Origin of the sequence: Citrobacter arsenatis (assembly GCF_004353845.1) — a bacterium.
GTDB lineage: Bacteria > Pseudomonadota > Gammaproteobacteria > Enterobacterales > Enterobacteriaceae > Citrobacter > Citrobacter arsenatis.
Window position 1 is genome coordinate 1,909,940 of record NZ_CP037864.1, and the last position, 21,956, is coordinate 1,931,895.

General features: G+C 49.7%; 17 protein-coding genes and 2 pseudogenes. 18 read left to right on the top strand and 1 reads right to left on the bottom strand.

All coding sequences use genetic code 11. The features are described from left to right. Positions 1–8: 8 nt before the first annotated feature. The 18 genes and pseudogenes from E1B03_RS10050 to E1B03_RS10135 all read left to right on the top strand — a co-directional run bounded on the left by E1B03_RS10050 (position 9) and on the right by E1B03_RS10135 (position 21,178). Positions 9–869, top strand: a complete 861-nt coding sequence (locus E1B03_RS10050; protein WP_133086132.1) for a DUF4123 domain-containing protein — start codon at positions 9–11, stop codon at positions 867–869. A gap of 1 nt (position 870) precedes the next feature. Beyond that, complete coding sequence (locus E1B03_RS10055) at positions 871–3,456, top strand: T6SS effector BTH_I2691 family protein (RefSeq protein ID WP_133086133.1); 2,586 nt, start codon at positions 871–873, stop codon at positions 3,454–3,456. A gap of 1 nt (position 3,457) precedes the next feature. Next, complete coding sequence (locus E1B03_RS10060; RefSeq protein ID WP_133086134.1) at positions 3,458–4,435, top strand: DUF6708 domain-containing protein; 978 nt, start codon at positions 3,458–3,460, stop codon at positions 4,433–4,435. 2 nt (positions 4,436–4,437) lie between these two features. Then, positions 4,438–4,704, top strand: coding sequence for a PAAR domain-containing protein (locus E1B03_RS10065; protein WP_133086135.1), 267 nt, complete (start codon positions 4,438–4,440; stop codon positions 4,702–4,704). Further along, positions 4,704–5,915 (top strand): hypothetical protein, encoded by a 1,212-nt coding sequence (locus E1B03_RS10070; RefSeq protein ID WP_133086136.1) that lies wholly within the window; start codon positions 4,704–4,706, stop codon positions 5,913–5,915. Before E1B03_RS10065 ends, E1B03_RS10070 begins: the two co-directional genes overlap by 1 nt. Before the next feature lie 184 nt (positions 5,916–6,099). Then, positions 6,100–9,504: an ImcF-related family protein gene (locus E1B03_RS10075; protein ID WP_133086137.1), complete on the top strand. Its 3,405-nt coding sequence runs from the start codon at positions 6,100–6,102 to the stop codon at positions 9,502–9,504. Further along, on the top strand, positions 9,501–11,093 hold the full coding sequence (tssA, locus tag E1B03_RS10080; RefSeq protein ID WP_133086138.1) for a type VI secretion system protein TssA: 1,593 nt from the start codon (positions 9,501–9,503) through the stop codon (positions 11,091–11,093). The genes E1B03_RS10075 and tssA overlap by 4 nt, the downstream gene beginning before the upstream one ends. 27 nt (positions 11,094–11,120) lie before the next feature. After that, positions 11,121–12,875, top strand: a complete 1,755-nt coding sequence (gene tssF, locus E1B03_RS10085) for a type VI secretion system baseplate subunit TssF (protein ID WP_133086139.1) — start codon at positions 11,121–11,123, stop codon at positions 12,873–12,875. Further along, a complete protein-coding gene (gene tssG, locus E1B03_RS10090; protein WP_133086140.1) occupies positions 12,839–13,924 on the top strand; it encodes a type VI secretion system baseplate subunit TssG in 1,086 nt (361 codons plus the stop codon). Before tssF ends, tssG begins: the two co-directional genes overlap by 37 nt. After that, a complete protein-coding gene (tssJ, locus tag E1B03_RS10095) occupies positions 13,902–14,447 on the top strand; it encodes a type VI secretion system lipoprotein TssJ (RefSeq protein ID WP_133086141.1) in 546 nt (181 codons plus the stop codon). Before tssG ends, tssJ begins: the two co-directional genes overlap by 23 nt. Continuing rightward, positions 14,447–14,902 carry a type VI secretion system baseplate subunit TssE gene (gene tssE, locus E1B03_RS10100; RefSeq protein WP_133086142.1) on the top strand — a complete coding sequence of 152 codons (456 nt, stop codon included), beginning with the start codon at positions 14,447–14,449 and terminating at the stop codon, positions 14,900–14,902. Before tssJ ends, tssE begins: the two co-directional genes overlap by 1 nt. 98 nt (positions 14,903–15,000) lie before the next feature. After that, positions 15,001–15,183, top strand: a pseudogene (locus tag E1B03_RS10105) (hypothetical protein); the annotation flags it as partial. Positions 15,184–15,263: 80 nt separating this feature from the next. Beyond that, positions 15,264–15,386, top strand: a pseudogene (locus tag E1B03_RS26800) (YdcA family protein); the annotation flags it as partial. Between the two features lie 77 nt (positions 15,387–15,463). Further along, positions 15,464–16,708 carry a GIY-YIG nuclease family protein gene (locus tag E1B03_RS10115; RefSeq protein ID WP_133086143.1) on the top strand — a complete coding sequence of 415 codons (1,245 nt, stop codon included), beginning with the start codon at positions 15,464–15,466 and terminating at the stop codon, positions 16,706–16,708. A gap of 46 nt (positions 16,709–16,754) precedes the next feature. Next, positions 16,755–17,987, top strand: a complete 1,233-nt coding sequence (locus E1B03_RS10120; protein WP_133086144.1) for a VasL domain-containing protein — start codon at positions 16,755–16,757, stop codon at positions 17,985–17,987. 358 nt (positions 17,988–18,345) lie between these two features. Beyond that, positions 18,346–19,053 carry a purine-nucleoside phosphorylase gene (deoD, locus tag E1B03_RS10125; protein WP_103771503.1) on the top strand — a complete coding sequence of 236 codons (708 nt, stop codon included), beginning with the start codon at positions 18,346–18,348 and terminating at the stop codon, positions 19,051–19,053. Positions 19,054–19,091: 38 nt separating this feature from the next. Then, complete coding sequence (tsgA, locus tag E1B03_RS10130) at positions 19,092–20,246, top strand: MFS transporter TsgA (protein ID WP_133086145.1); 1,155 nt, start codon at positions 19,092–19,094, stop codon at positions 20,244–20,246. Positions 20,247–20,341: 95 nt separating this feature from the next. Continuing rightward, positions 20,342–21,178 carry an outer membrane protein OmpK gene (locus E1B03_RS10135; RefSeq protein ID WP_103771501.1) on the top strand — a complete coding sequence of 279 codons (837 nt, stop codon included), beginning with the start codon at positions 20,342–20,344 and terminating at the stop codon, positions 21,176–21,178. A gap of 47 nt (positions 21,179–21,225) precedes the next feature. On the opposite strand, the gene E1B03_RS10140 is transcribed toward E1B03_RS10135, so the two are convergent. Continuing rightward, the gene (locus E1B03_RS10140; protein ID WP_003832031.1) at positions 21,226–21,912 is read right to left on the bottom strand and encodes a Crp/Fnr family transcriptional regulator; all 687 of its coding nucleotides are present in this window, start codon (positions 21,910–21,912) and stop codon (positions 21,226–21,228) included. Positions 21,913–21,956: the final 44 nt, after the last annotated feature.

A 21,956-nucleotide genomic window follows, 5' to 3' on the forward strand; every position in this document is an offset into this window, starting at 1 on the left:
GACGAGTGATGATTAATTACCAGGAGCGTCCTTTGGAACTGGCGGACCATCAGTTTGCAGTGATTGACCGTATACGCGTGCCTGAGTTGCCAGAAAACTGGCCGCACATCGAATTGGTTTCGCAGATGCTGGCACCACAGGCACATTTGTATCCGTGGCTAGTACCGTTGCATGAGCTTCCAGGTAGCGAGTGGAGTAAATTCATGGCAGACATGTCGCAGTGTGCTGACCCAACGTCAAGGCCGAAGTGCTCCCTTTTACTGTCCAGCCATCGCCCAATTCAGATTGTACGCGCTGCGCTGGTTAATGCCTTATTTTTCAGGGATGCATCTCAAAAATGGCATATCCTGCGTTATTACGATCCACGAGTGCTATTTCATCTGCACTGGATGCTCAGTCCATGGCAGTTATTTAACCAACTGCCCGCCCAGGAAATACCATTCTGGACATTTTGGCTGGAGGGAGAGTGGCACACGCTGGCATTCCCGACACATATTTCTTGCCAGCCTGGAGAGCGTACAGAAATTCCGCTGGAACAATTACAGCGCTGCGGGCAAATAAACCTTGCTCTGGAAAAACTGTCACGTAACGTTGATATAGCGCAGCGCCAGGAGGTGAGTCGCATGATTGATACTTTGCTTGTACAGGCGACGGCATGTGGTCTGCCAACCCAGGAAGATCGTATTGCATTTGCGCTGCACGGGTTGGTGCAGCGTGAAGGGTTTTGGACGGCTCCGAAGATGGCGGCATTGTTGGCTCAATCCCGGCAGACTCCTGACTATTATCGTGATGCAACCAGTGGCTGGGATGAACATCGCTGGCTGGAGATGACCCGGGCGCAGCCCCACAAAACCGGATGGAACGATTAATATGAGTACACAACAAGGCTGTAAATTCTGTATTCGCTATGGGTTACCCGTTTTGCCGGTACGTCCGGCGATTGTGGCAAAGGACGATGCATTACCTCATTTACCTGAGAGCATCACCCTGCCGGTAGAAGCGAAGGGCGAAACCGCGTGGACGGGGCGCTTGCTGCGTGAAGGTTATTTATACATTTGGTCTGAGTCTGGTAATCGCTGGATAAATTATTTCGTAACGAGTGAGGGATACTATTACCCGTTGCCTGAAAACGGAGATACGCCTCCAGATATTGCAAATGGTAAGGTTAAACCTTGCATTACTCGGCCAGAAGAACTGGCGAGTGCATCACTGATAACGCTGCCAGTAAAACCTTCAGGTGTGCAAAACGGGGTATTCTGGTTCTGCTGGTCTGAAGCGGAATGGACACCAGCGGTTCGTACTAAGCATGAAGATGCCTCTTACCGCGCCCAGTATATGCAATGTTTTGACATGGACGCATGGATTAATAGCGGCAATGCTGACCAGGTTATTGCAATATCAGCGCTGACAGAAACGGTGGCGGAATACAGTAGTTTAGTCAAAAACTGCAGAGCCAGGATATGGTCCTGCACGCCCTGGAAAGCTGTCACGGTATTAGATGGTGTTTTGCTCAAAAGCACAGCAGAAAAACTGTACCCAAATAAGGGGGCAATCATCCTGCTGCAGGATCCACCTGCGGTGTTGCAGGATCTTTCTGCTGTTATAGATTATGAACTGCAGCAAAATGTCTACCAAAAGGAAGAATATAAACGGGAGCTTGCTCTGGCTTCTGCAATTACTGGTTTAAAACAAGCGATGAATCGCCAGTTTGAACGTGATGCTATTGAGAAGAATGAAAACCTGGAACGAAATGCGCTTTATGGTCCTTTTGGCTACGCCGGGAACAGCGATGTTCCGGATAATATGTACACCTCGATCGGTGATCGGAAAATAAAACCTGAAGCAGTCAAAAAATGGGCGGAATATGAACAATATTATGAACCTTCAGAGGTGACTGGTTTTCAGACGAAATTTAATAAAATTTTACAGCAGTATAATGACAGCGTTGTAAGTCCACGTACAGAAATGTATCTTGAGTGGATAAAGGGTAGTGTGTTGTTAGGCTATTTTAAGCATAATTTTGATACGCAAGAATTGAAAAGCGGTATTGAATATGTCCAGACTCTGAATTACTGCATCGTTGGAATGCAGGATAAAGTCGGAGTTATGCGCCATTTCACTGATTTGCTATCGGGGACACCTACAGATGTAACAAATATATTGGCTCGTGCATTAATATTGAATCAGGATGTTTTGGCTGAAAAATTAGCTAAAGCGACAGAAGGATTTTCGGACTGGTTTGCTATTCCCTGGAGTGGGATCGCCGACGCATTTAAAGATGGTATCGAAAAAATGCGTGATAATGCAGCCGGTGTGGCGGGGATATTCATCGGATTGCTCTCGGGTATCTTAACAAGAAAGATCGTTCAGGCATTAGAATCAAACAAAGTATACGGCTGTTTGGTTGCGATGGGTGCAATGACAAATAAAGCACTGGTTCCGCTAGAAAAAACAGGGAAATATAAATACTTTGTTTCTGAAGTTGTCATGCAACTGGCAAAGGAAAGCGGATTGGATAGCAAAAGGAATAAAGACAGTTTACGACATTATGTCAGACGGGAGCTGAGACGACTCAGGATAGATGGGTTGCCAATGGAAGTAGAGGAAACAAAAAAATTTCTGGTTATGGTTGATATCGATAAAGTACACGATATGTCAACGCTGCCACCTAAAGAGCGCACTATCGCTGTGAGTAAATTACTCCGAACGTCGGCAGATGTAGAAGCTCAGCAATTTAGCCGTTGGCAAGGAGCTGTTCAGCGTGGAGTCAGAAAGGCGGGAGAGGCGATGCCATTTACATTAGGCGTATTTTCTGGAGTACTTCAGGTCGCAGCACTTTTTGTTTCAGCTGATATTCACAATAAAAAAACGCTGACTGCCGATCAACAAGAAGCGCACTCGCGATTTTGGGCGGGGGTCGTGGGGCTTGGAAGTACAACACTGGGCATCATTGAAACCGGTATCAAACAATTTCGGCTATTTACCAATGCTGCATCAAGGCTCCGGGTTTTCAGCTCTGAAACCTTTCTCAAATGGGTTGGCCACGTGGGTAAAGCATTCGGTGTGGTGGCAGGAGTGATTGCTGCGGCTTATGATTTTTATCATTTTGGGGATGAAATATATAAAGGTCATCGTGGGCTCGCCGCAGCATATTTCTTTTCAGGATTAGCTGGATTGTGGCTTACAGCCGCAGTAATTTGGGCAATCCCGGTAATCGGTACTATGATTGCAGTTACAATTTTAATTGGTACTGCTATTTATCTAGCATTTCAAAATCGAGATAATATTCAAAAATGGTTGATAAAATGCTTGTGGCGAAGAATACCTGTAGATACAGCTTATACTAAGGCAGAACAAGAAAAGTATAGACGTCGAGAAGAAAATGAACTCCCTAAATGGCCAATAATGGAAATGGAAATGAAAGAACTTAAACTAGCGTTAGGTATTGAGGGATAAGATGGATTATTATGGGCTCTTCCCGAAATTCAAGCTTAATCGTCCACTTAATCAAGTTGAGTGGGAATATAATCTAAATATAAAACAAAAAATAAACTTAAATGGTCAGCCAGTTGTGCCGGATGCTAAAGTTATTTCAATGAACTCTCAATATCTAGAAGTTGTTGATAAATATTATGCTGGTAAAGGGTTAGGGAGTTTTGTTGCTTTCTTCGGATTTACGAGCATGTTATTTGTTGTAACGTTTTTAATTTATTTTTCTTTTTTTGATTCAAATTATATCTCTCTCAATGACGTTGGTTTTTTTTTGATTTTCTTTATACCAAGTTGTGCAATGGCAATTTGGATGTTTATTCTATTAAAAACAGAATGGTTTGCCTGGACTCACTACCCCGTGCGTTTTGACAGAAAAAACAGACTGGTGCATGTTTTCCGTTTAAATGGTTCAACTTACAGCGTTCCCTGGGACAGCGTTTTTTTCACCACAGGACTGAGCCACAGAAAAGACGCGAACAAAGACTACTACATCAGCGGCCATGTACTGGCTGAAGACAATAAAACCGTGATTGACACCTTCTGTCTGCCGGCCACGAATTCGAACAGGAAACAGCTTGAGAGGCACTGGGAGTTTGTCCGCCGTTATATGGAAGAAGGGCCGGAGTCAGTCACCGGGGTTGTTGACTTTTGCCTGCCCATCGCTAAAAAACGCGAAGGCTATCGTTTTGGCCTGCTCTATCTTTTATCCGGCTTTAACGGGGCACCGTTATTTCTGTTTCCGGTGCTGTTTGTGCTGGCGTTAATTTTCAGCGTTCCGCGTTATCTGGCAATGGTGACAAGCAGGGTGCCAGTCTGGCCGGAGAGTATAGAGTCGCAGTGCCGGGTAGATAAAGATGACCCTTATCTGGTTGATGCTTCTGGTAATCCGAAACATCCGTGGCGGAATCTTTTCAGGAAATCATCAGCGAATAACAGGAAGTAAAGATGAAAGGTATCATTCGAATCGGTGATAAAACTACCGGGGGCGGCCAGGTTTTGAATGGCTCAAAAAAAATGAAATTTGCTGGTATTGGTGTGGCGCGAAAAGATGATCCGGTCAGTTGTCCGATATTAGGTCACAGCCCTTCTTTTATCGCTGAAGGGCATCCAACAATGAAGGATAATGGCGTACCAGTTGCGTTTCACGGATATAAATGCACCTGTGGATGCACGCTGATCGCATCTTTAAGTCATGCAACCACGAGTAAATAATGCCCGTTGATCTCTCCAACATTCCTGCTCGTGCAAAACGACGGGCCGCACCTTCCTTTAAGCGCTGGGTGATGTTTCTGATTGTGCTTATCGCGATCGGAGGGGGTATCACAACCTATTTCTGGCCTACCAGCACGCCCACGCATACGGCTACGTTCTGGTTGTGTTTTCTTGGAATCCCCTCGGTTTTCGGGGGGATTGTATTCGCATTTCGTTGGTTGGTTTATCTTGCCGGAGAATGGCTGGCAGATGGCTGGGACACGGCCAGGGAGTGGGATCTTGCTCAGGATATTCGATATGGTCAACGTAGTCTTGCCATGTCAGGTTACGTTGTTCACCTGCCGCATGTCATTTCGACTGAGTCCATTTCGCAACAGTTACAGATACCCGAAGGTGTTACATTACCTCCACAGGTTGATGAGACGGGGGAAGTGCTCATTCGTCACGCCAGTTTCATCGATGTTGGATTACCCGTACTGGTGCGAGCAGAGGAACAGATTCGTGCGTTGCTGGCGGAGGATTCCCTACAATGCGTATTTCAACGCCTGCCCCGAAAGTCCCATCTTGCTGTGTTATTTGAGTTCAGCCCGGCGATATCTGTTTCACACGAAGAACGCGGTACGTTGCAGCAATTGGTGAAAAACAGCATTGGTTTTCCTTTCAATATTGCTTTTGTCAGTGGGGAGGGGGTGCAGGCTATTGATGCATGGCTTGATAACCCAGATATGATGCAGAATCTGCTGGTCATTGCTCTGAATCTTTCGGAAAAAATAACGGATGGTGTCGGGGAGGCGGCGGTAGCGTTGTTAATGAGCTCACCTGAAATATCAGCACTCACCCGAAGCGTTGTGGTTCAGATCCACCGCCCTGAACAGATGAAGGCTACACAGGATATGAGTAGTGCGCTTATGCAGGCGTTGCTCTGGGGAGAGGTTACTCCCAATGAGATAAAACACATCTGGTTAACGGGCTCGGGGGTCAGCAATAGAGCATCATCTTTGCTCGCAAGCGCCGGTGTTCGATTCCCTATCGCTGGGCAGCCTTGTGATATCGATTTAAAAGCGGGACTGACGGGTAAAGCTTCGCCCTGGCTTGCGATAGCTGTCGCTGCTGACCAGGCTGGACAGTGTGAATCACCACAGCTAGTTATGTGTATTCCTGATGAAAGCGCATTGCCCTGGTTTATGACTGTTTGCCCCGCGACGAAATAAGTTCTCTGCATTATTCATTGCCTGTAAACCGGTTAATTCCATTCCGGTACCTGTTTTTCCATGACTGATAAAACGGCCACCAGCTTCTTAATCGGAGTGCACTGAAGTGACGCGTCTTTTTGCAATATTTAAAAATACTACATTCCAGCTATGGCTCATCCTGCTGTTTCTTTTTGTGGTGGGAATGACATTTTTCTGGTTACTTAAATTCTCACCCGAAACGCTGGATGTGATGGATGGCTCTGCGCAACAGGGATATTTACTTTTCACCTGTGCACTGCTTACTGGCGGCTTGGTGTTATTTATTATTCTCTTTTTTATTGTTACTCGCCTGTTTGGTGAAAAGGACTATAAAGCGGTTAAGGCCTCTTCAGCCGGAAATGAAACAACGGCTCAGTCTGTAAATAAAAAAGATAATGCATCTCGGTACGAATTTTTGTCTCTCGCAACCCACCTTCGTCGCCGCTACCATCTTTTCGGGCGCTACAAGGTCCGCCTGCTGCTGGTCACCGGCGACGAGCCGGCAATAGAACAACTGGTTCCCGGCCTGAAGGAAAGCCAGTGGCGTGAAGGCAACCGCACCGTTTTGATTTATGGCGGCAGTCTGACAACTGAACCGGACAAACAGAAATACACCGCGCTACGCAACCTGCGTCGTGTGCGCCCGCTGGACGGTATTGTCCGCGTCATGCCCGAATCGCTTAACCTGACACCACAAATCAGTGATAACGATTTACGCGGGCTGGAAAAAATCAGTGAACTGCTGCGTTACTCGGCCCCGGTCTGGCTGTGGCAGTTGTGCAACAGCGGATGGTCGCAGACGATGCGCCCTGTGCTGGCGGTAGGGGCAAGCTTCCCCCTGCGTGCAACAGAAAATGATATTACCCGCCAGCTTGAGCTGATGCTGCCGGCATTGCGGGCGCAGGGGGTGAGCCAGGTCGTTGAGAACAACGGCCACGACTTCCTGTTGCGTCTGGGGCAGCAACTCAAAGAGGGCGGTATCGCACGCTGGGCGCAGCAACTGATGCCATGGCTATATGCCTCTCAGCAGAGCGTTCCGCTACGAGGCCTGATGTTCAGCCAGCCGGAGAATAAATCAGCAGGCATGACTGAGGATGCTGCATTTTCTGCTCCTGTCGGAGCGGAAAAATATGTCCCGGAATCACAACGTCATGCGCTGACTCTGCCAGTGACATGGCAGGGAATTGTTGACGATTGTACCCGTGTAAGGGGGCGCCGTGTCGGCATGGCGTGGGAACAGACGCTCGCCTGGACGCTGTTGGTTCTTATGGGGGGATGGGGCGGTGGAATGCTACTGTCATTCGGACTGAACTATCTGCAAATCAACGCTGTTGTCGGTCACGTTCACGCCCTGACGGAACATCCTTCTGTATCGGATGATCAACTGACGGCACTGCATACTCTTCGCAATGATGCGGGTCGTTTGCAGCATAATGCCAGCGATGGCGCGCCTTGGTACCAACGTTTTGGTCTTGATCACAATCAGCAACTGCTCGACGCGATGCTGCCCTGGTACGGCGTGGCAAACAACCGCCTGATACGCGATCCAGCAAATATCGCCCTGACACAGAAGCTCAGTGCGCTGGCAAACTCAGCGCCCAACAGCGACCATCGGGCACAACTGGCCAAACCGGGCTATGATCAACTCAAAGCCTGGCTGATGATGTCGCGTCCGGATAAGGTAGACGATGTGTTCTTTGCCCAGACGATGAAGTTAGTGCAGCCAACCCGGCCTGGGATTTCCACAGGACTGTGGCAGAGCCTGTCGCCGGATCTCTGGGCCTTCTACATCAGCGAGTTGCCAAAGCAGCCGCAGTGGAACATCACACCGAATGTGCAACTGGTGAGTCAGAGTAGACAGGTATTGTTGCAGCAGATTGGCCGCCGCAACGCTGAAAGCACGCTGTATGAAAACATGCTCAAATCTGTGCGTCGTAACTTTGCCGATGTGACTCTGGAAGACATGACCAGTGGTACCGATGCGCGCCGTCTGTTTTTCACCGAGGAGGTGGTGCCGGGTATGTTCACCCGTCAGGCATGGGAAGGCGGGATCCAGCAGGCTATCGAGAAAGCTGCCAGTTCGCGCCGGGATGAAATCGACTGGGTACTGAGTGACAACCGAAAATCTGTATCCTCGGACCTGTCGCCGGAAGCGCTGAAAGCGCGTCTGACGCAACGTTATTTCACCGACTTTGCCGGCAATTGGCTGAACTTCCTGAATAGTCTGCGACTTAACCCGGCAAACAACATTGCGGACGTTACCGACCAACTGACGTTAATGAGTGATATTCGCCAGTCGCCACTGATCGCACTGATGAATACTATCGCCTGGCAGGGCCAGACCGGAAAACAAAGCGAAGGCCTTTCTGAGTCTATTATCAAATCAGCCAAAGACCTGGTGGTCGGGAAAGAGCAACCCGCGATTGACCAGTCCGGTTCGGGTCCAGTAGGGCCACTGGATGAAACCTTTGGCCCGTTGCTGCAGCTTCTTGGCAAAAACAAGGGTAGCAACGTTATGTCGGCTGACCACTCTTTGAGTCTGCAGACGTATCTGACCCGTATCACCCGCGTGCGTCTGCGCCTGCAACAGGTGGCCAGCGCCTCTGACCCGCAGGAGATGATGCAGACTCTGGCACAGACCGTGTTTCAGGGCAAAAGCGTGGATCTAACTGATACTCAACAGTACGGTAGCCTGATTTCGGCAAGCCTTGGCGAAGAATGGAGCGGGTTTGGCAGTACGATGTTTGTACAGCCATTAACCCAGGCCTGGGAGAACGTGCTTCAGCCGTCGGCGGCAAGCCTCAATGACAAATGGAACCGCGCCGTGGTGGCAAACTGGCACACTGCGTTTGACGGACGTTTCCCGTTTGCTGCCAGCAAAAGTGATGCCTCTTTGCCTATGCTGGCTGAATTTGTGCGAAAGGATAGCGGACGTATTGAGCGCTTTCTGACGACGGAGCTTATTGGTGTGTTGCATAAAGAAGGTAGCCAGTGGGTACCGGACAAGGTCAACAGCCAGGGGCTGAGCTTTAACCCGGCCTTCCTGCGGGCCATTAATCAACTGAGCCAGCTATCAGACATTCTGTTTACAGATGGCAACCAGAGCATCAGCTTTGAGCTTCAGGCGCGTCCAGTTCCACAGGTGACGGAAACCCAACTGACCATAGATGGACAAAAACTGCACTACTTCAACCAGATGGCTGACTGGGAGTCTTTCCGCTGGCCGGGGGACACCTACAAACCAGGGACCCTGCTGACCTGGACTACGGTTAATGCCGGAGCCCGTCTGTTTGGTGATTACAACGGGACCTGGGGCTTTATTCGCTGGTTGGAGCAAGGCAAACGCCAGCAACTTGACCGCAGCCAGTGGATGATGAGCTTTATCGCCCCGGATGGACGTACCTTGCAGTGGGTGTTGCGCTCACAGTTGGGTAAAGGCCCGCTGGCGCTACTCGAACTGCGTGATTTCAGCCTTCCGGGGCAAATTTTCAGTGTAGATGCCGCAGCAGCGTCACAGACCTTTACCGCCTATACGGATGCCTCTGAGATGGAGGGCGAGGAAGAGTGATGACGCTACAAAACTTACTTCACGCCAGCGGTGTTGAGGAAGAACAGCTCCTGACCGAGGCACGCTCACATACTGCGGACTGGAAGCGATGGTTGCTTCCCATTAGCAGTCAACAACCGGTCGGTGAAGAGCCGGGTTATGAGGATGATTTTCAGCGCATCCGCGAAGAGGTCAACAAGCTCTCCGGTATCGATACTGGGTTGATTTGCCAACTGGCCGAAAAGCTGCTGACCCGCACCTCTAAGGATCTTCGAGTTGTTACCTTTTATATCTGGGCGCGTCTGCACCAGGACGGTGAATCCGGGCTGGTACAGGGTATTGAACTTCTGGCGGCAATGCTGGAGCAGTTCGGATCCCGCTTACATCCGCAGCGCGATCGTAGCCGTAAATCAGCTCTGGAATGGCTTGGCAGCAGCCGGATGACAGACAGCCTGGCGCTGTATCCCGAAGTGGATATGTCCGTCATGCGTCGTATCACTGCGGCACTGTTGATCGTCGAACAGACCTTTCAGACATTCGAAGAGAACGCCCGACCGGATCTTGGCTCTTTGTATAAAGCGTTGGATAACCGATTAATACAAAGTGGCGGTGCCAACACTCTGGTTCCACAGACCAGTCGCGAAGAAAGTGTCTCCTCAATATCGACCGCCTCAACAGCACCCGTAATGAACACCGTGACTTCAGGGAGGGATTTGCTCGATCAGGCCAAAGTGCTGGCGAAGTATCTACGCGATCAGCCCGGCGGCTGGCTTGCAGGACATCATCTATTGAAGAGCGTTCGCTGGGATACACTGACCGAACTTCCACCGCTGGATGCCTCCGGGCGCACTCGTCTGGCGCCGCCCAAACCGGACAATAAAGCCCACCTTAAACGTCTTTATCTGCAAAAAAACTGGTTTGAACTGCTCGAACATACCGACACTCTGCTGGCACAGGGCGTGAACCATCTTTGGCTGGACGTTCAGTGGTATGCCTGGCAGGCACTGGTGAACCTGGATAACGACAGCGTGCGCGCCGACATTCTGTGCCGCGATCTGAAAGGACTGCTGGCCCGACTACCGGGGCTTGATGCGCTGGCTTTCAATGACGGTACGCCGTTTGCCGATGAAGTCACGCTGAACTGGATCAATGCCTCTGTACTTGACGGTATGCCGGGCTGGAATGATGAGCCGGTGGTGTCTGCTGTTTCAAATGATGAAGTATTAGCTCTTGAGCCAGAAGTACTGGTCAAAGCCGACAGCGAGGGAATAGATGCCGCGCTGAACTGGCTGCAAACCCGGGCTGGTTACACCTCAGCCCGCGATCGCTGGCTGATACGCTTGTTAATGGCGCGGGTGACCGAGCAGTACGGTAAAAATGAAATGGCCCTGCATTTGCTGAGCGAACTTGATGGCAGCGCCCGTTCCCTGACGCTTGAGCAGTGGACGCCGGAGCTGATATTTGAGGTAAAAGCCCGCAGGCTGAAGTTGCTGCGCAGGAAGGCCGGGCGCAGCGATACGGATAAAACGCGTCTGCATAACGAAATGGAATTGCTGCTTTCAGGTTTAATTGCTTTAGATCCTGCGCGTGCAGCAGTTCTCTGCGCCTGATGACTATAAAGAAAGATTATAAAAATTATGGACGACTTAACCCTGCGTTATTATGACGCTGAAATGCGCTACCTGCTGGAGGCCGGCGAAGAGTTTGCCCGCGCTCATCCGGAACAAGCGGCAATGCTTAATCTCGATAAAGCGGGCGCGCGTGACCCTTATGTGGAGCGCCTGTTTGAAGGCTTTGCCTTCCTGATGGGCCGACTGCGTGAGAAACTTGATGATGATCTGCCTGAACTGACTGAAGGGCTGGTCAGTCTGCTGTGGCCGCATTATCTGCGCACCATTCCGTCGATGTCGGTGGTGGAATTCGCGCCCGACTGGCGTGAGATGAAAGAGCAGATGCGTATTGTTAAAGGCTTCGAGGTGAACTCCCGACCAATCGGCGAGAAGGGCACTCGCTGTCGGTACACCACCACCAAAGAGATAAACCTGCAGCCGCTGTCGCTTGAGAATGCGCGCCTGTCGACTGACTCAGACGGGCGTTCGGTCATCAGCCTGCGCTTTAACTGCAGCCATCTTGCCGACTGGAGCCGTGTCGATCTCAGCATTGTCCCATTCTACTTCAACGCTGACGCACCACTGGCCTGCGCCATGCATGAAGCCTTTACCATGAACGCTGCGCGCCTCTGGCTACAGATGCCTGGTGAGATGGACAGAAGACCGCTCGACGGGTATTTCACCGCACTGGGATTTAGCGATGACGACGACCTGTGGCCAAAGGGCAATAGCAGCTTTAGCGGCTATCAATTGCTGCTTGAGTATTTCACCTTCCGCGAGAAATTCATGTTCACCGGCCTGCGTGGGCTGGAGAGAGTAGCCTTTCCGGCAGAGCTACCATGGTTTGAAATCGACGTGGTGCTGGCAGAACGCTGGGAGCATGACTTCAGCTTTACTGAAAAACATTTGCGCCTGAACTGCGTACCGGTGATTAATCTCTTTCCGCTAGAGTCCGACCCGCTGACGCTCAATTCTCTGCAAACCGAGTATATGCTGCGCCCGATGCGCGTACAGGATGGTCATACCGAGATATACGCGGTGGATTCGGTGATGTCTTCAAGCCAGCATACCTACGTACCATTTTCGAGCTTTCGCCACAAAGGCGGGATGATGCGTCATGAAGCGCCGGAATATTACTACCACACCCGTGTACGCCGCGGCCCGTCCGGGCTGCATAACACCTGGCTTATCCTTGGCGGTGAGGCATTTGATAACCACACGGTACCGGAAGACGAAAGCCTGTCGCTGACGCTTACCGGCACTAACGGCCAACTGCCACGACGTGCGCTGCAAAGTACTTTGCTTGATACGGTGATGAAAACCACCTCGGTCAGCATTGCCGTGCGTAACCTCAGTGCGCCAACATTACCCTGTTATCCACCCGCTCAGGACCGTTTCCACTGGCGAGTACTGAGCCACCTTGGCAGCGGATTCTTGTCGATGATGGATAACGCTGACGTGCTGCGCGGTACCCTGGCACTGTATGAATGGACCGATAGCGAAATGAATCGTCGCCGTCTGGAAGCCATTACAGATGTGAAGCACAGCGAAACTGAGCGCTTTGAACAGGGTTACCTGGTACGCGGCGTGCAGATAGAGGTCACGCTGGATAGTCACGGCTTTGCTGGAAGAGGCGACATTTGTCTGTTCGGCGAAATGCTGAGCCGTTTCTTTGCGCTTTATACCGATATCTATCTGTTTAACCGCCTGATTATCACTTTGCAACCGACCGGAGAGCGTCTGGAATGGGAAGAGAAGCACAACCGCCGTATCCCCGGTTGACTCCCCGGTTGGAGGCTGATTTCAATAGGATTAATTTCTATCGTTTCTGCCAACTGATGGAGAAGCAAAATCCGGGCAGGCCACTGATGGGGTCAACCAGTCATCCTTCAGATGATCCGGTGCGGTTTGCACCACATCCGGGAATGGGGTTTCCGGCCAGCGAGCTGAAAGCTGTCGAATACGACGAAGACGATGAAAGCAAACCGCCGGTTATCCGAACCACTTTTATGGGCATGTACGGTGTCGACTCACCGTTGCCAACCGCCTATCTCGATGACATCACCCAGAGGCGGGAGGGGCATGAGGCATTGCAGGGCTTTCTGGATATCTTCAGCCATCGCATCATGACGCAGTTTTACCGCATCTGGCGAAAGTACTCTTATCCGGCCACATTCGAGCCCGGCGGAACCGACAACATTTCACAGTCACTACTGGGACTGGTGGGTTTGGGTATACCGGGTACCGCAGAGCATATCGCCACCCCGGTATCCCGTTTTTTGTCGCTGCTGGGCGTGCTGCAGCAGCCAGGCAAAACCCAGGAAGGGATGCAGGCGTTGGTGAGCCTGCTGGCCCCGGAGACTCGTGTAAAGGTTAGTCCTTACTGCTTGCGTTCGGTGGAGGTCAGTCAGCCACTGGGCTTTTATGCTGATGACGATTTTCTTCTGGATGGTAATACCCCGCTGGGTGATGAAGCGATGGATGCCAACAGCCAGTTACTTATTGCGCTCGCGACGGATAACGAACAGGAAACGCGGGGCTGGAAACCGGACGGTCTGCTGTATCAGGACTTTCTGGTTATGCTGCGTGTCTACCTCGGCTGGCGTTTCAAAGCCCGAATCACCCTGACTACGTCTACACGGCTGCTGGCCATACCGCCGCTGGGCGAAGGTCCTTTCTGGCTGGGCATGAACGGTGTGCTGGGAGTGGAAGGCAAGATTCTCCCGGAGGATATTCCTGAAGTCTATACCACTGAGCTGGGTTACTACACCGGGCTGGAGCCTGCAAAATTACAACAAGGAAACCGACGTGTTACGTACAAGTTTAACTAAGAGCGCGCGCTGGCTGATGTCTTTTATAGTATTCAGTCTGGTGGGTTGTGGGGTGACGCAGAGCGTTACCGACGGCAGTAAATCGGCGTTTAACGCTATTTTTTACAAAAAAATCAAGATGCTACATCTGGATTTTACTGCGCGTGAAGCGTTGAATACCGATTTTCGCGAGAACAACTCGCTGTCAGAGTCAGTAGTGGTCCGAGTCTACCAGTTAAAAGACCGTAAAATCTTCGACAAGATGGTCTATCAGCAACTGCTGAAAGACGGGGACTCCATCCTGAAAGCTGACCTGTTGGCCAGTCGTGATGTAGTGCTGAAGCCTGGCGGTGATACAAACCTGAATATGCCGATGGAGGACAATGCGCAGTATATCGCTGTGGTGGGACTGTTCCGTCACCCGGATATGATCGACAACACCTGGAAAATGGTGATTCAACGAGAAGAACTCGATCCGGATAAGCCGCGCATTCTGGAAGCCGGTAACAACCATCTGACGCTCTTACCGTTTAAGGACGACTGATGCCAAAAGAACATAGCACGCCTTCGCTCTATGAGATGTTGACCAGTAATTTTACCGGTGGGCTTTCTCTGCATCAGGTAAGCGAGCAGAACCAGGTGGTCCTCTCCGTGCTGGATAATATGCAACGTATCCTCAACTGTCGCGCCGGTACGCTGGCGCACCTTCCAGACTATGGACTGCCGGATATGACCAAAATTCTTCAGGGAATGCCGGGGACCGCACATGAACTGATGGAGACATTTTCTGCAGTGCTCCTCAAATATGAGCCACGCCTGAAAAAGATAACCGTTGTCCTGCAGGAACAGGAGGTTCCTGGTGAGTTACGTTACGCCATTGATGCCGAACTCAAAGGTGTTGGGTTGGTGCGTTACGGCACTGAGTTTGTGCCCGAAGGGCGGGTACTGTTGAGGCATCTGAAGCAACAGCAGTATCTTGATACAGCATCCCGTCTGTAAGGCCAGGTAACATCATGTCAGTAAAATCGTGATTTCTCGAAAAATTCCAGACCAGACAGCCTGATCCAGCTTCATCTGTCAGTAAGAGTCAGGCCGATATTGTAGAGTTTCGCCAGCGAAGGGCACAGCTTCAGGAGCAGATGGACGCGTGGCTGGTGGGTACCGGGCTGAATGTTGAGACGCTCAGCACATCCGTTACAAACCTGCTGGTGGAGGACGGGACTTTTGAGATTGCCGCCCTCGTTCTGCGTATCGATGACCGATCTGTAAAATTTGTGCCGGCAATCCGGTAAAACCGTCTACTTCCACTCGCAAAACTAAGACGAAAAAAGTGACAACAGCGAAAAAGCAGGAACCGCAGCGTGTGGCAGAAAATGATGAACCGGTCAGTACGCAACCCCGACAGCCCACATGTGCTCCCCTATATATGGCCAGCAAGCCTGGATACACCCATTTACCGATTTGCTCAGGGAATCAGTATTAATACGGAATGGAAAAGAGTCTTTACTCGTTGTACAGATTAAAGAATCAGGATTAGAAGAATAAAGGAAGAAATAAAACATGGCACGAAGAAAAAAAGATGACAATGCTGCGGGTATTATTCTGGTTATTATTGGTGTCATTGTCTGGGGGATTTATGTCGCGGTAAGGGCATTAATCAATATTAATGAGCGATTTATTGAATCTGTTTCTAATCCGGTTGGTGTCATCGGTTTGTTCTTTGGTTTATTACTTGCCGTTGCGTTGATAATACGGGTTTTTATTTACCGGGGGTTCCGGAAGAAAACAGCGGAGCTCGAACAGGCCGTGTCGGACCTTACTCAGAAAGAGAAAGCCTTTGAAGAAACAGTCAGTACTGAAGTGGCTCGCGGAATGTATCAGGAAAAGAAACAACTTTCCAGTCAGTGGGACGAATTTCACAATGCCAGAAATAAAGCCACCCAGGCGCTGCAGCGCATAGTGGACTCAGCGTATAAATTTAAGGTTAAAACTCTGCTTTCCGGCACCACGGTGAATAACTGGCAAAGTAAGTATGACCAGCTTCGCAAAGAAAAAGAGGCTTACGCTGCCATCAGCGAAAAAATCACCTTCCTGGCACTTGAAGATCACACCGACTGGGAAGGCGTAAAACAGCAGTTTCTGGATAAGGTTGCCCTGCTGGAAAAAGCGCAGGAAGAAAAAGAGTATCAGGCTGAGCTCAAACGTCAGATGCGGGAAGAAAAACAGCGACAGGATGAGCTCGACCAGCAGCAGCGCGAAGCGGAAGAAGAGGAGCAACGTCTTGCTGAACAGCAGCGTTTACTGGAAGAAGCCCTGCTCGTCGCCGAAGGTGCCCACAGGAAAGAGCTGGAAAGACAGCGTCTGGAGCTGGAGCAGAAAATCCACGACGTGCATCAGCAGTATGAACGCGCCAAATCCATGGCCCAGCTAACGAAGCAGGGACACGTATACGTCATTTCGAATATTGGCTCCTTCGGTGAAAACGTCTTCAAAATCGGTATGACCCGACGGCTGGAGCCTATGGAGCGTGTGAAAGAACTGAGCGGGGCAGCCGTGCCGTTTGATTTTGACGTCCACGCCATGATTTCTTGCGATGACGCCCCTGCGCTTGAAAAGACGCTTCACGACCATCTGGAAAGTTACCGGATTAACCGAATTAACCTGCGGAAGGAGTTCTTCCGGGTCGAGCTCAGCAGAATTATTGATGAGGTGGAGCGTCACCACGGGCAGGTTGAATATATTGCTGACCCGGTGGCGCTACAGTATCTGCAGAGTCTCGAATATGCAGAAAGCGAAGCCGCATAGACAATAACCTTTAATACCTCCTGGTAAGTCAAATGGACAACTGGTCATGAATGACATCCCCACGCGTAAAATAAAAACTGGTGGCGACCCACGCACGCTGTCGGATTATGCCGTCCTGCGTGATGAGCTGCGTAAGCTAACTCATCCGGCACGCCCGGATGTGAACTGGGAATACGCAGAAAAGCTCTGTCTTTCACTGTTTGAACAGAACGGTGTGGAGCTGCAGACGGCATCCTGGTATACACTTGCCCGTACGCAACTTGCTGGGTTATTAGGCCTGAACGAAGGACTGGCAATAGTGGCGATTCTGATAGGGAATCAATGGGGAATGCTCTGGCCGCAGCCCGTACACGCCCGGGTGGAAATACTCAGTAGTCTGAGCCAACGTCTGCAGAAACAGTTACGTACATTGTCTTTGAGCTACAGCGATCTTAGCCAGTTATATCGTGCGGAGCGGCGACTTATCGACATTGAGACTGTGTTACAGCGCTTGGAGCTGAAACATCTCTGCCAGTTTGAAACGCTTCGTACAATGCTGCATAACAGCGCCGTGCGGTTGGAAAACAGTAGTGCTTCATCGACTACTGTCGCGTTTGTTCAGCCTCGTATGCAGTCCCCTGAAAACCGCGAAGCCTGTGAGGTTAAATGGGTATATGTCACTCAGCCTGAGCAGCAGCCAAATACGGACCTGTATACGGCAATTCCGACGCCTGTAAAACCCTGGATTATTTTCACAGCAGGCATGTGTACCATGCTGGTTCTTGGAACACTGAGTTTGTATTGCTGGCAAAAGATAGATCCTAAACCTGTCAATCCGTTGCCTGTCGTGGCAAATGAAGATTCGTTGAAGGTGCTTGCACAATTTCCGCCATTATGGCGCCATGAATATGGCTTTGTGCTGGCGTCCAGCGCTATTCCTGTAAAAGCAGAGAAACTGAAAGCACAGTGGCAGCAGTCGATCAGAGGAAATGCACTTCCGATAGAATCTCTCTCTGGCTGGCATCAGGGGATGAGCGGACTGAGTAAACTGGCCCAACGGCTGGATGCCCTTGACGAACGTAAGGGTAAATATCTGACCGGATCGGAACTGAAATCAATGGTATTTATGATAACGCAGGATTTTGGGCGGGCGGTACCCGTGGAAGAGCGTTTGTACCGATTAAGTCAGACTGAAGGCAGTGAGCAGTTATCATCGGCACAAACATTACAGCTCGATATATATTTTAATCAATTGTTGAATCGTTATGCTTTGATAAAAGAGCAGGCTGGGGAGGATTGATCTGATAGTGCATAACCTTGATATAAATCATGCGTAACTGGATGAACGCAAAACCTAACGTCATCACAGTATAATTTCAGCCAAAAGAGATTAACAATTGCTCTGTAGGGGTTGCCGAGAGGCAGCCCCTTTTTGCTTTATACTATAGGCGCATCCAGCTGTACCGAAGTGAACATAGCACCTGGCCATTCCCCTGCCTGAGTGGTGGGGTGCCGTTTTCCACTTTTCCACATACCTGCACCACTAACTCTCAAAATTGAGAGGCCGATCCTCTGAGCAGGACTTTTGTCCTCAATCCTCTGCAAACGTCTGGTTACAATCCCTGCATATCTTCAATACCCATAATTCAGGAATTGTTATGACTGCACATATTAATGCCAAAGCAGGTGACTTTGCGCCAACCGTAATTATGCCGGGCGATCCGCTCCGCGCTAAGTTTATTGCCGAAAATTATCTAATGGATTACCGTGAAGTCACCAATGTACGCAATATGTTGGGCTATACCGGTTTATATTTTGGTCAACCTGTTTCGGTGATGGGACACGGAATGGGCATTCCTTCAATGACGCTTTATGCCCATGAACTGGTACATGACTTTGGTGTCCAGAGAATTATTCGCGTTGGTAGCCTGGGCGCAACACAACATCATGTCAAAATGCGCGATATTATTCTTGCCGTCGCCGCCGGAACAGACTCTGTCACAAATTTAAAACGTAGCGCGGGCTACGCAATGGCGACATCCGCTCATTTCCCATTATTGCAGCAGGCGTGGGCATTGGCGCAGAAGGCTGGCATCGATATTAAAGTTGGCAATGTCTTTAGTGGCGATCTTTATTACGATCCTGATGAAAATTTAATACCGGCACTGGAAAAATTTGGTGTGCTGGGTGTGGATATGGAAGTGGCCGGATTATACGCTTTAGCGCATCAGTTTAACATTGAAGCGCTGGCTATATTAACCGTATCCGATCATTGTCTGACAGGAGAGGAAACCACGGCAGAAGAACGACAGTTAACTTTTAAAAATATGATAGAGCTGGCGCTAAATACAGCTGTTACGGCTTAGCATCAGCATTTAAATGAACCAATCAGAGATGGCATTATATGAAGAATAAAATAGCACTTACGCTGATTAGTTTTCTGGCAAATTTTATTATGGCAGGGTTTGCCAGTCAGTTTGGCATGCTGATTGAACCGATTGCACTGCGCTACAGTGCCGATGTGAATACCGTCGCCTCGATATTTTCGTTGCTTAACGGCGGGGCCTTAGCCGGAACCATCGCCGCCTTTTTCCTGATTGAGAAAATCGGTGTTAAGCGTATGACGCTCATTATCTATTCGGTAGTGTTCCTCTGCGCTCTGGCAATGCACTTAAGCCCAGGCTTATGGCCGGTGATGGTCGCCATGACCCTGGTGGGTTTTTGCGGCGGGATCGGTTTGTGCGTGGCGGGAACGATCGTGGTTTCGGTTTGGCAGGATCGCATTCAAAGTACAATGCTGGTGGTGCAGGACGCCACCTTTAACGTCGCGGGCGTGGTTTTTCCGCTGATCACAACCTTCGCCCTGACGCACAATATGTCGTGGAGTTACAGCTATCTGAGCGTAGGTATGGTGGCCTTACTTACGCTGGGTGTTGTGGCTCTCACCCGCTTTACCGCCTGTGAAATGGCCCCTGCTGCGGATAGCGCAGACACGGTGAAATCGGAGTGGAACCCAGGGATTATCAGCGGTGGTATTGGTTTATTTTTAGGTATGCTGGCGCTGTATACCTTCCTGACCTGGGCCCCCTTATTTGTGAAGAACAAATTTGGTATCCCTTTTGAAGAAGCCGGAAACATTATAACGCAATACTGGGGCGCTGCACTGGTCGGCGCATTAGTCTCAACCGTCATTGTTTCCCGAGTAAAAATACATTATTTCCTGTTGAGTATTATTCTGCTGGCCAGCGTAATTACGACGATTATTGTCACGAAGGATGATATCTCTGGTCTTGATTACCTGGCCTATAGTTACGGGTTTGTCTGCGCAGCACTTTATAACTCCTTTATTGCCTACGGTGTTTCTTTCGTGAAGCGTGCGAGTAGCCAGAACGTTTCTTATATTTTAATTAGCGGCAGCGCCGGGGCCATGTTTAGTCCGGCGATCAGCGCACTAATGGAAAAAACAATGGGCTTGCAGAAAATTATGTATGCAATACCGGTGTTGTATTTAATCATCTTTATCATGTTGATGGGTACATTGAAACTTAAACGTAATTAGACACAGTACTAACGCTTACCTCTTTAATTAGATAGCCAGTCGTCACGCCATTTATCTGGTGGGGCGACACTCAACCTTGCTCAAAGGAATTGAAAATGCTGAAGAAAAATAAATCAATGATGAAAAAAACAGTTCTGGGTGCAGTAATTGCAATGTGCTGTACGCAAGCATTTGCAGCTGATTATACCGATGGCAACATCCGCAAAAATGATTTTAACTGGATGCAGATGAATTTAATGCAAAGTGTGGATGCGAAAGTGCCTTATGGCATTCGTAATGACACCTATCTGGAACTGGAGTTTGGTGCGCGTTCCGGAATTATCGATCTGTACGGTTATGTGGATTTCTTTGATATTTTGGATCGCGAGCAGGACGATCGTCACGGTGGTGATAACTTCTTTGCCAAGATATCTCCGCGTTTTTCCCTGGACGCTATTTTTAACAAAGATTTATCCGTTGGGCCGTTTAACGAATTCTATATCGCAACGGTAAATAACATTGGTGACCGGGAATTATTTGAGCATTACGTCGGTCTGGGCACGGATGTTAAAGTGCCGTGGTTTGGTCTGGTGGGAATGAATATCTATGCGCACTATGTTCGTGAAAACTACGGTGCAGATAACGAAGGCAAGTGGGATGGCTACATGTTCTCGACCAACTGGTCAACGCCATTCTATACCTTCGCCAACGGCAGTTACTTGAACTATCAGGGCTACTTTGACTACCAGTTCGCCGCTAACAAAATTGCTAATCAACCGTTATACAGCAATAACGCGATTGAATGGTATAACGGCATCTACTGGCATTCAGAACATTATGCGGTAGGTTATGGCCTGAAGTATTTCCGCAACATGGCATTGATGGAAAATCATGGCGGAGCAGGGCGTACCACCGGACTTGGCCACTATTTCAATCTCACCTATAAGTTCTGATTGCGCTGAAATGACACACCAACTGACTGTTAGTGAGAGTTGGTGTGTCAGTCAATGATGTCATTGCCGAGAAATTTACGCAGCCCATCCAGATCCTTAATTTCCAGTCCTTGCTTCGTGCGTGTTACCAGTCCAGCATCTGTTAGCGCTTTAACCGCCCGCCGATAGACCCGGTCGGTAGTGCCGAATCGCTCCGCTTCCTGGTATTTTTTATGAAAGCCGTCCATCGGCTGCTTGTTCTGATGCTGGCGATACAGGTCATACGCCACGTTATGTACGATAGGGTACAGCATCCGGTGCAGGAAGATTTCCAGCATATCCTGATAATCAATCGCCATCGCGCTGGCGAAAAATATGGCCAGCCTGGGATGCTGGTTCAGCGCTTCCTCCAGACGGTCACAGCTGCATACCGCCACGGTCAGCGGTTCTTCAGCTACGATGTCGAGCTGGCAGCGATACCCGGTAAAAAACTCCATCTCACCAAACAGTTGCTCATCACATTCCATTGCTCCCAGTTGAAAACGGCGACCATTCTCCGCGCTGTAACGTAGTGAAATTCTCCCTGATTGCACCATGATCAGTCGATCAACTACCTGTCCCTGGCGGTAAAGATATTCATCTTCCTGGATAATCTGCGTTTCAGAGAGTAGCTCCTGAAATATCTTCTCAATTAAGGCATCATCCTGCTGCCAGATATTGTGAAAACGACCTTTAGTGAGGGGCTTAAGCTGCATGCTCAACGTCTTATTGTTTGAGATAATTCTTATCGCTGACTGTA

Excerpts from the sequence above, each read along its gene's own strand:
- E1B03_RS10070 (WP_133086136.1), top strand. The coding sequence starts at position 4,704 with ATGCCCGTTGATCTCTCCAACATTCCTGCTCGTGCAAAACGACGGGCC.
- tsgA (WP_133086145.1), top strand. The coding sequence starts at position 19,092 with ATGAAGAATAAAATAGCACTTACGCTGATTAGTTTTCTGGCAAATTTT.
- E1B03_RS10075 (WP_133086137.1), top strand. The coding sequence starts at position 6,100 with ATGACATTTTTCTGGTTACTTAAATTCTCACCCGAAACGCTGGATGTG.
- E1B03_RS10060 (WP_133086134.1), top strand. The coding sequence starts at position 3,458 with ATGGATTATTATGGGCTCTTCCCGAAATTCAAGCTTAATCGTCCACTT.
- tssF (WP_133086139.1), top strand. The coding sequence starts at position 11,121 with ATGGACGACTTAACCCTGCGTTATTATGACGCTGAAATGCGCTACCTG.
- E1B03_RS10050 (WP_133086132.1), top strand. The coding sequence starts at position 9 with ATGATTAATTACCAGGAGCGTCCTTTGGAACTGGCGGACCATCAGTTT.
- E1B03_RS10120 (WP_133086144.1), top strand. The coding sequence starts at position 16,755 with ATGAATGACATCCCCACGCGTAAAATAAAAACTGGTGGCGACCCACGC.
- E1B03_RS10140 (WP_003832031.1), bottom strand. The coding sequence starts at position 21,912 with ATGCAGCTTAAGCCCCTCACTAAAGGTCGTTTTCACAATATCTGGCAG.
- E1B03_RS10065 (WP_133086135.1), top strand. The coding sequence starts at position 4,438 with ATGAAAGGTATCATTCGAATCGGTGATAAAACTACCGGGGGCGGCCAG.
- tssE (WP_133086142.1), top strand. The coding sequence starts at position 14,447 with ATGCCAAAAGAACATAGCACGCCTTCGCTCTATGAGATGTTGACCAGT.
- E1B03_RS10115 (WP_133086143.1), top strand. The coding sequence starts at position 15,464 with ATGGCACGAAGAAAAAAAGATGACAATGCTGCGGGTATTATTCTGGTT.
- E1B03_RS10055 (WP_133086133.1), top strand. The coding sequence starts at position 871 with ATGAGTACACAACAAGGCTGTAAATTCTGTATTCGCTATGGGTTACCC.
- E1B03_RS10135 (WP_103771501.1), top strand. The coding sequence starts at position 20,342 with ATGCTGAAGAAAAATAAATCAATGATGAAAAAAACAGTTCTGGGTGCA.
- deoD (WP_103771503.1), top strand. The coding sequence starts at position 18,346 with ATGACTGCACATATTAATGCCAAAGCAGGTGACTTTGCGCCAACCGTA.
- tssG (WP_133086140.1), top strand. The coding sequence starts at position 12,839 with ATGGGAAGAGAAGCACAACCGCCGTATCCCCGGTTGACTCCCCGGTTG.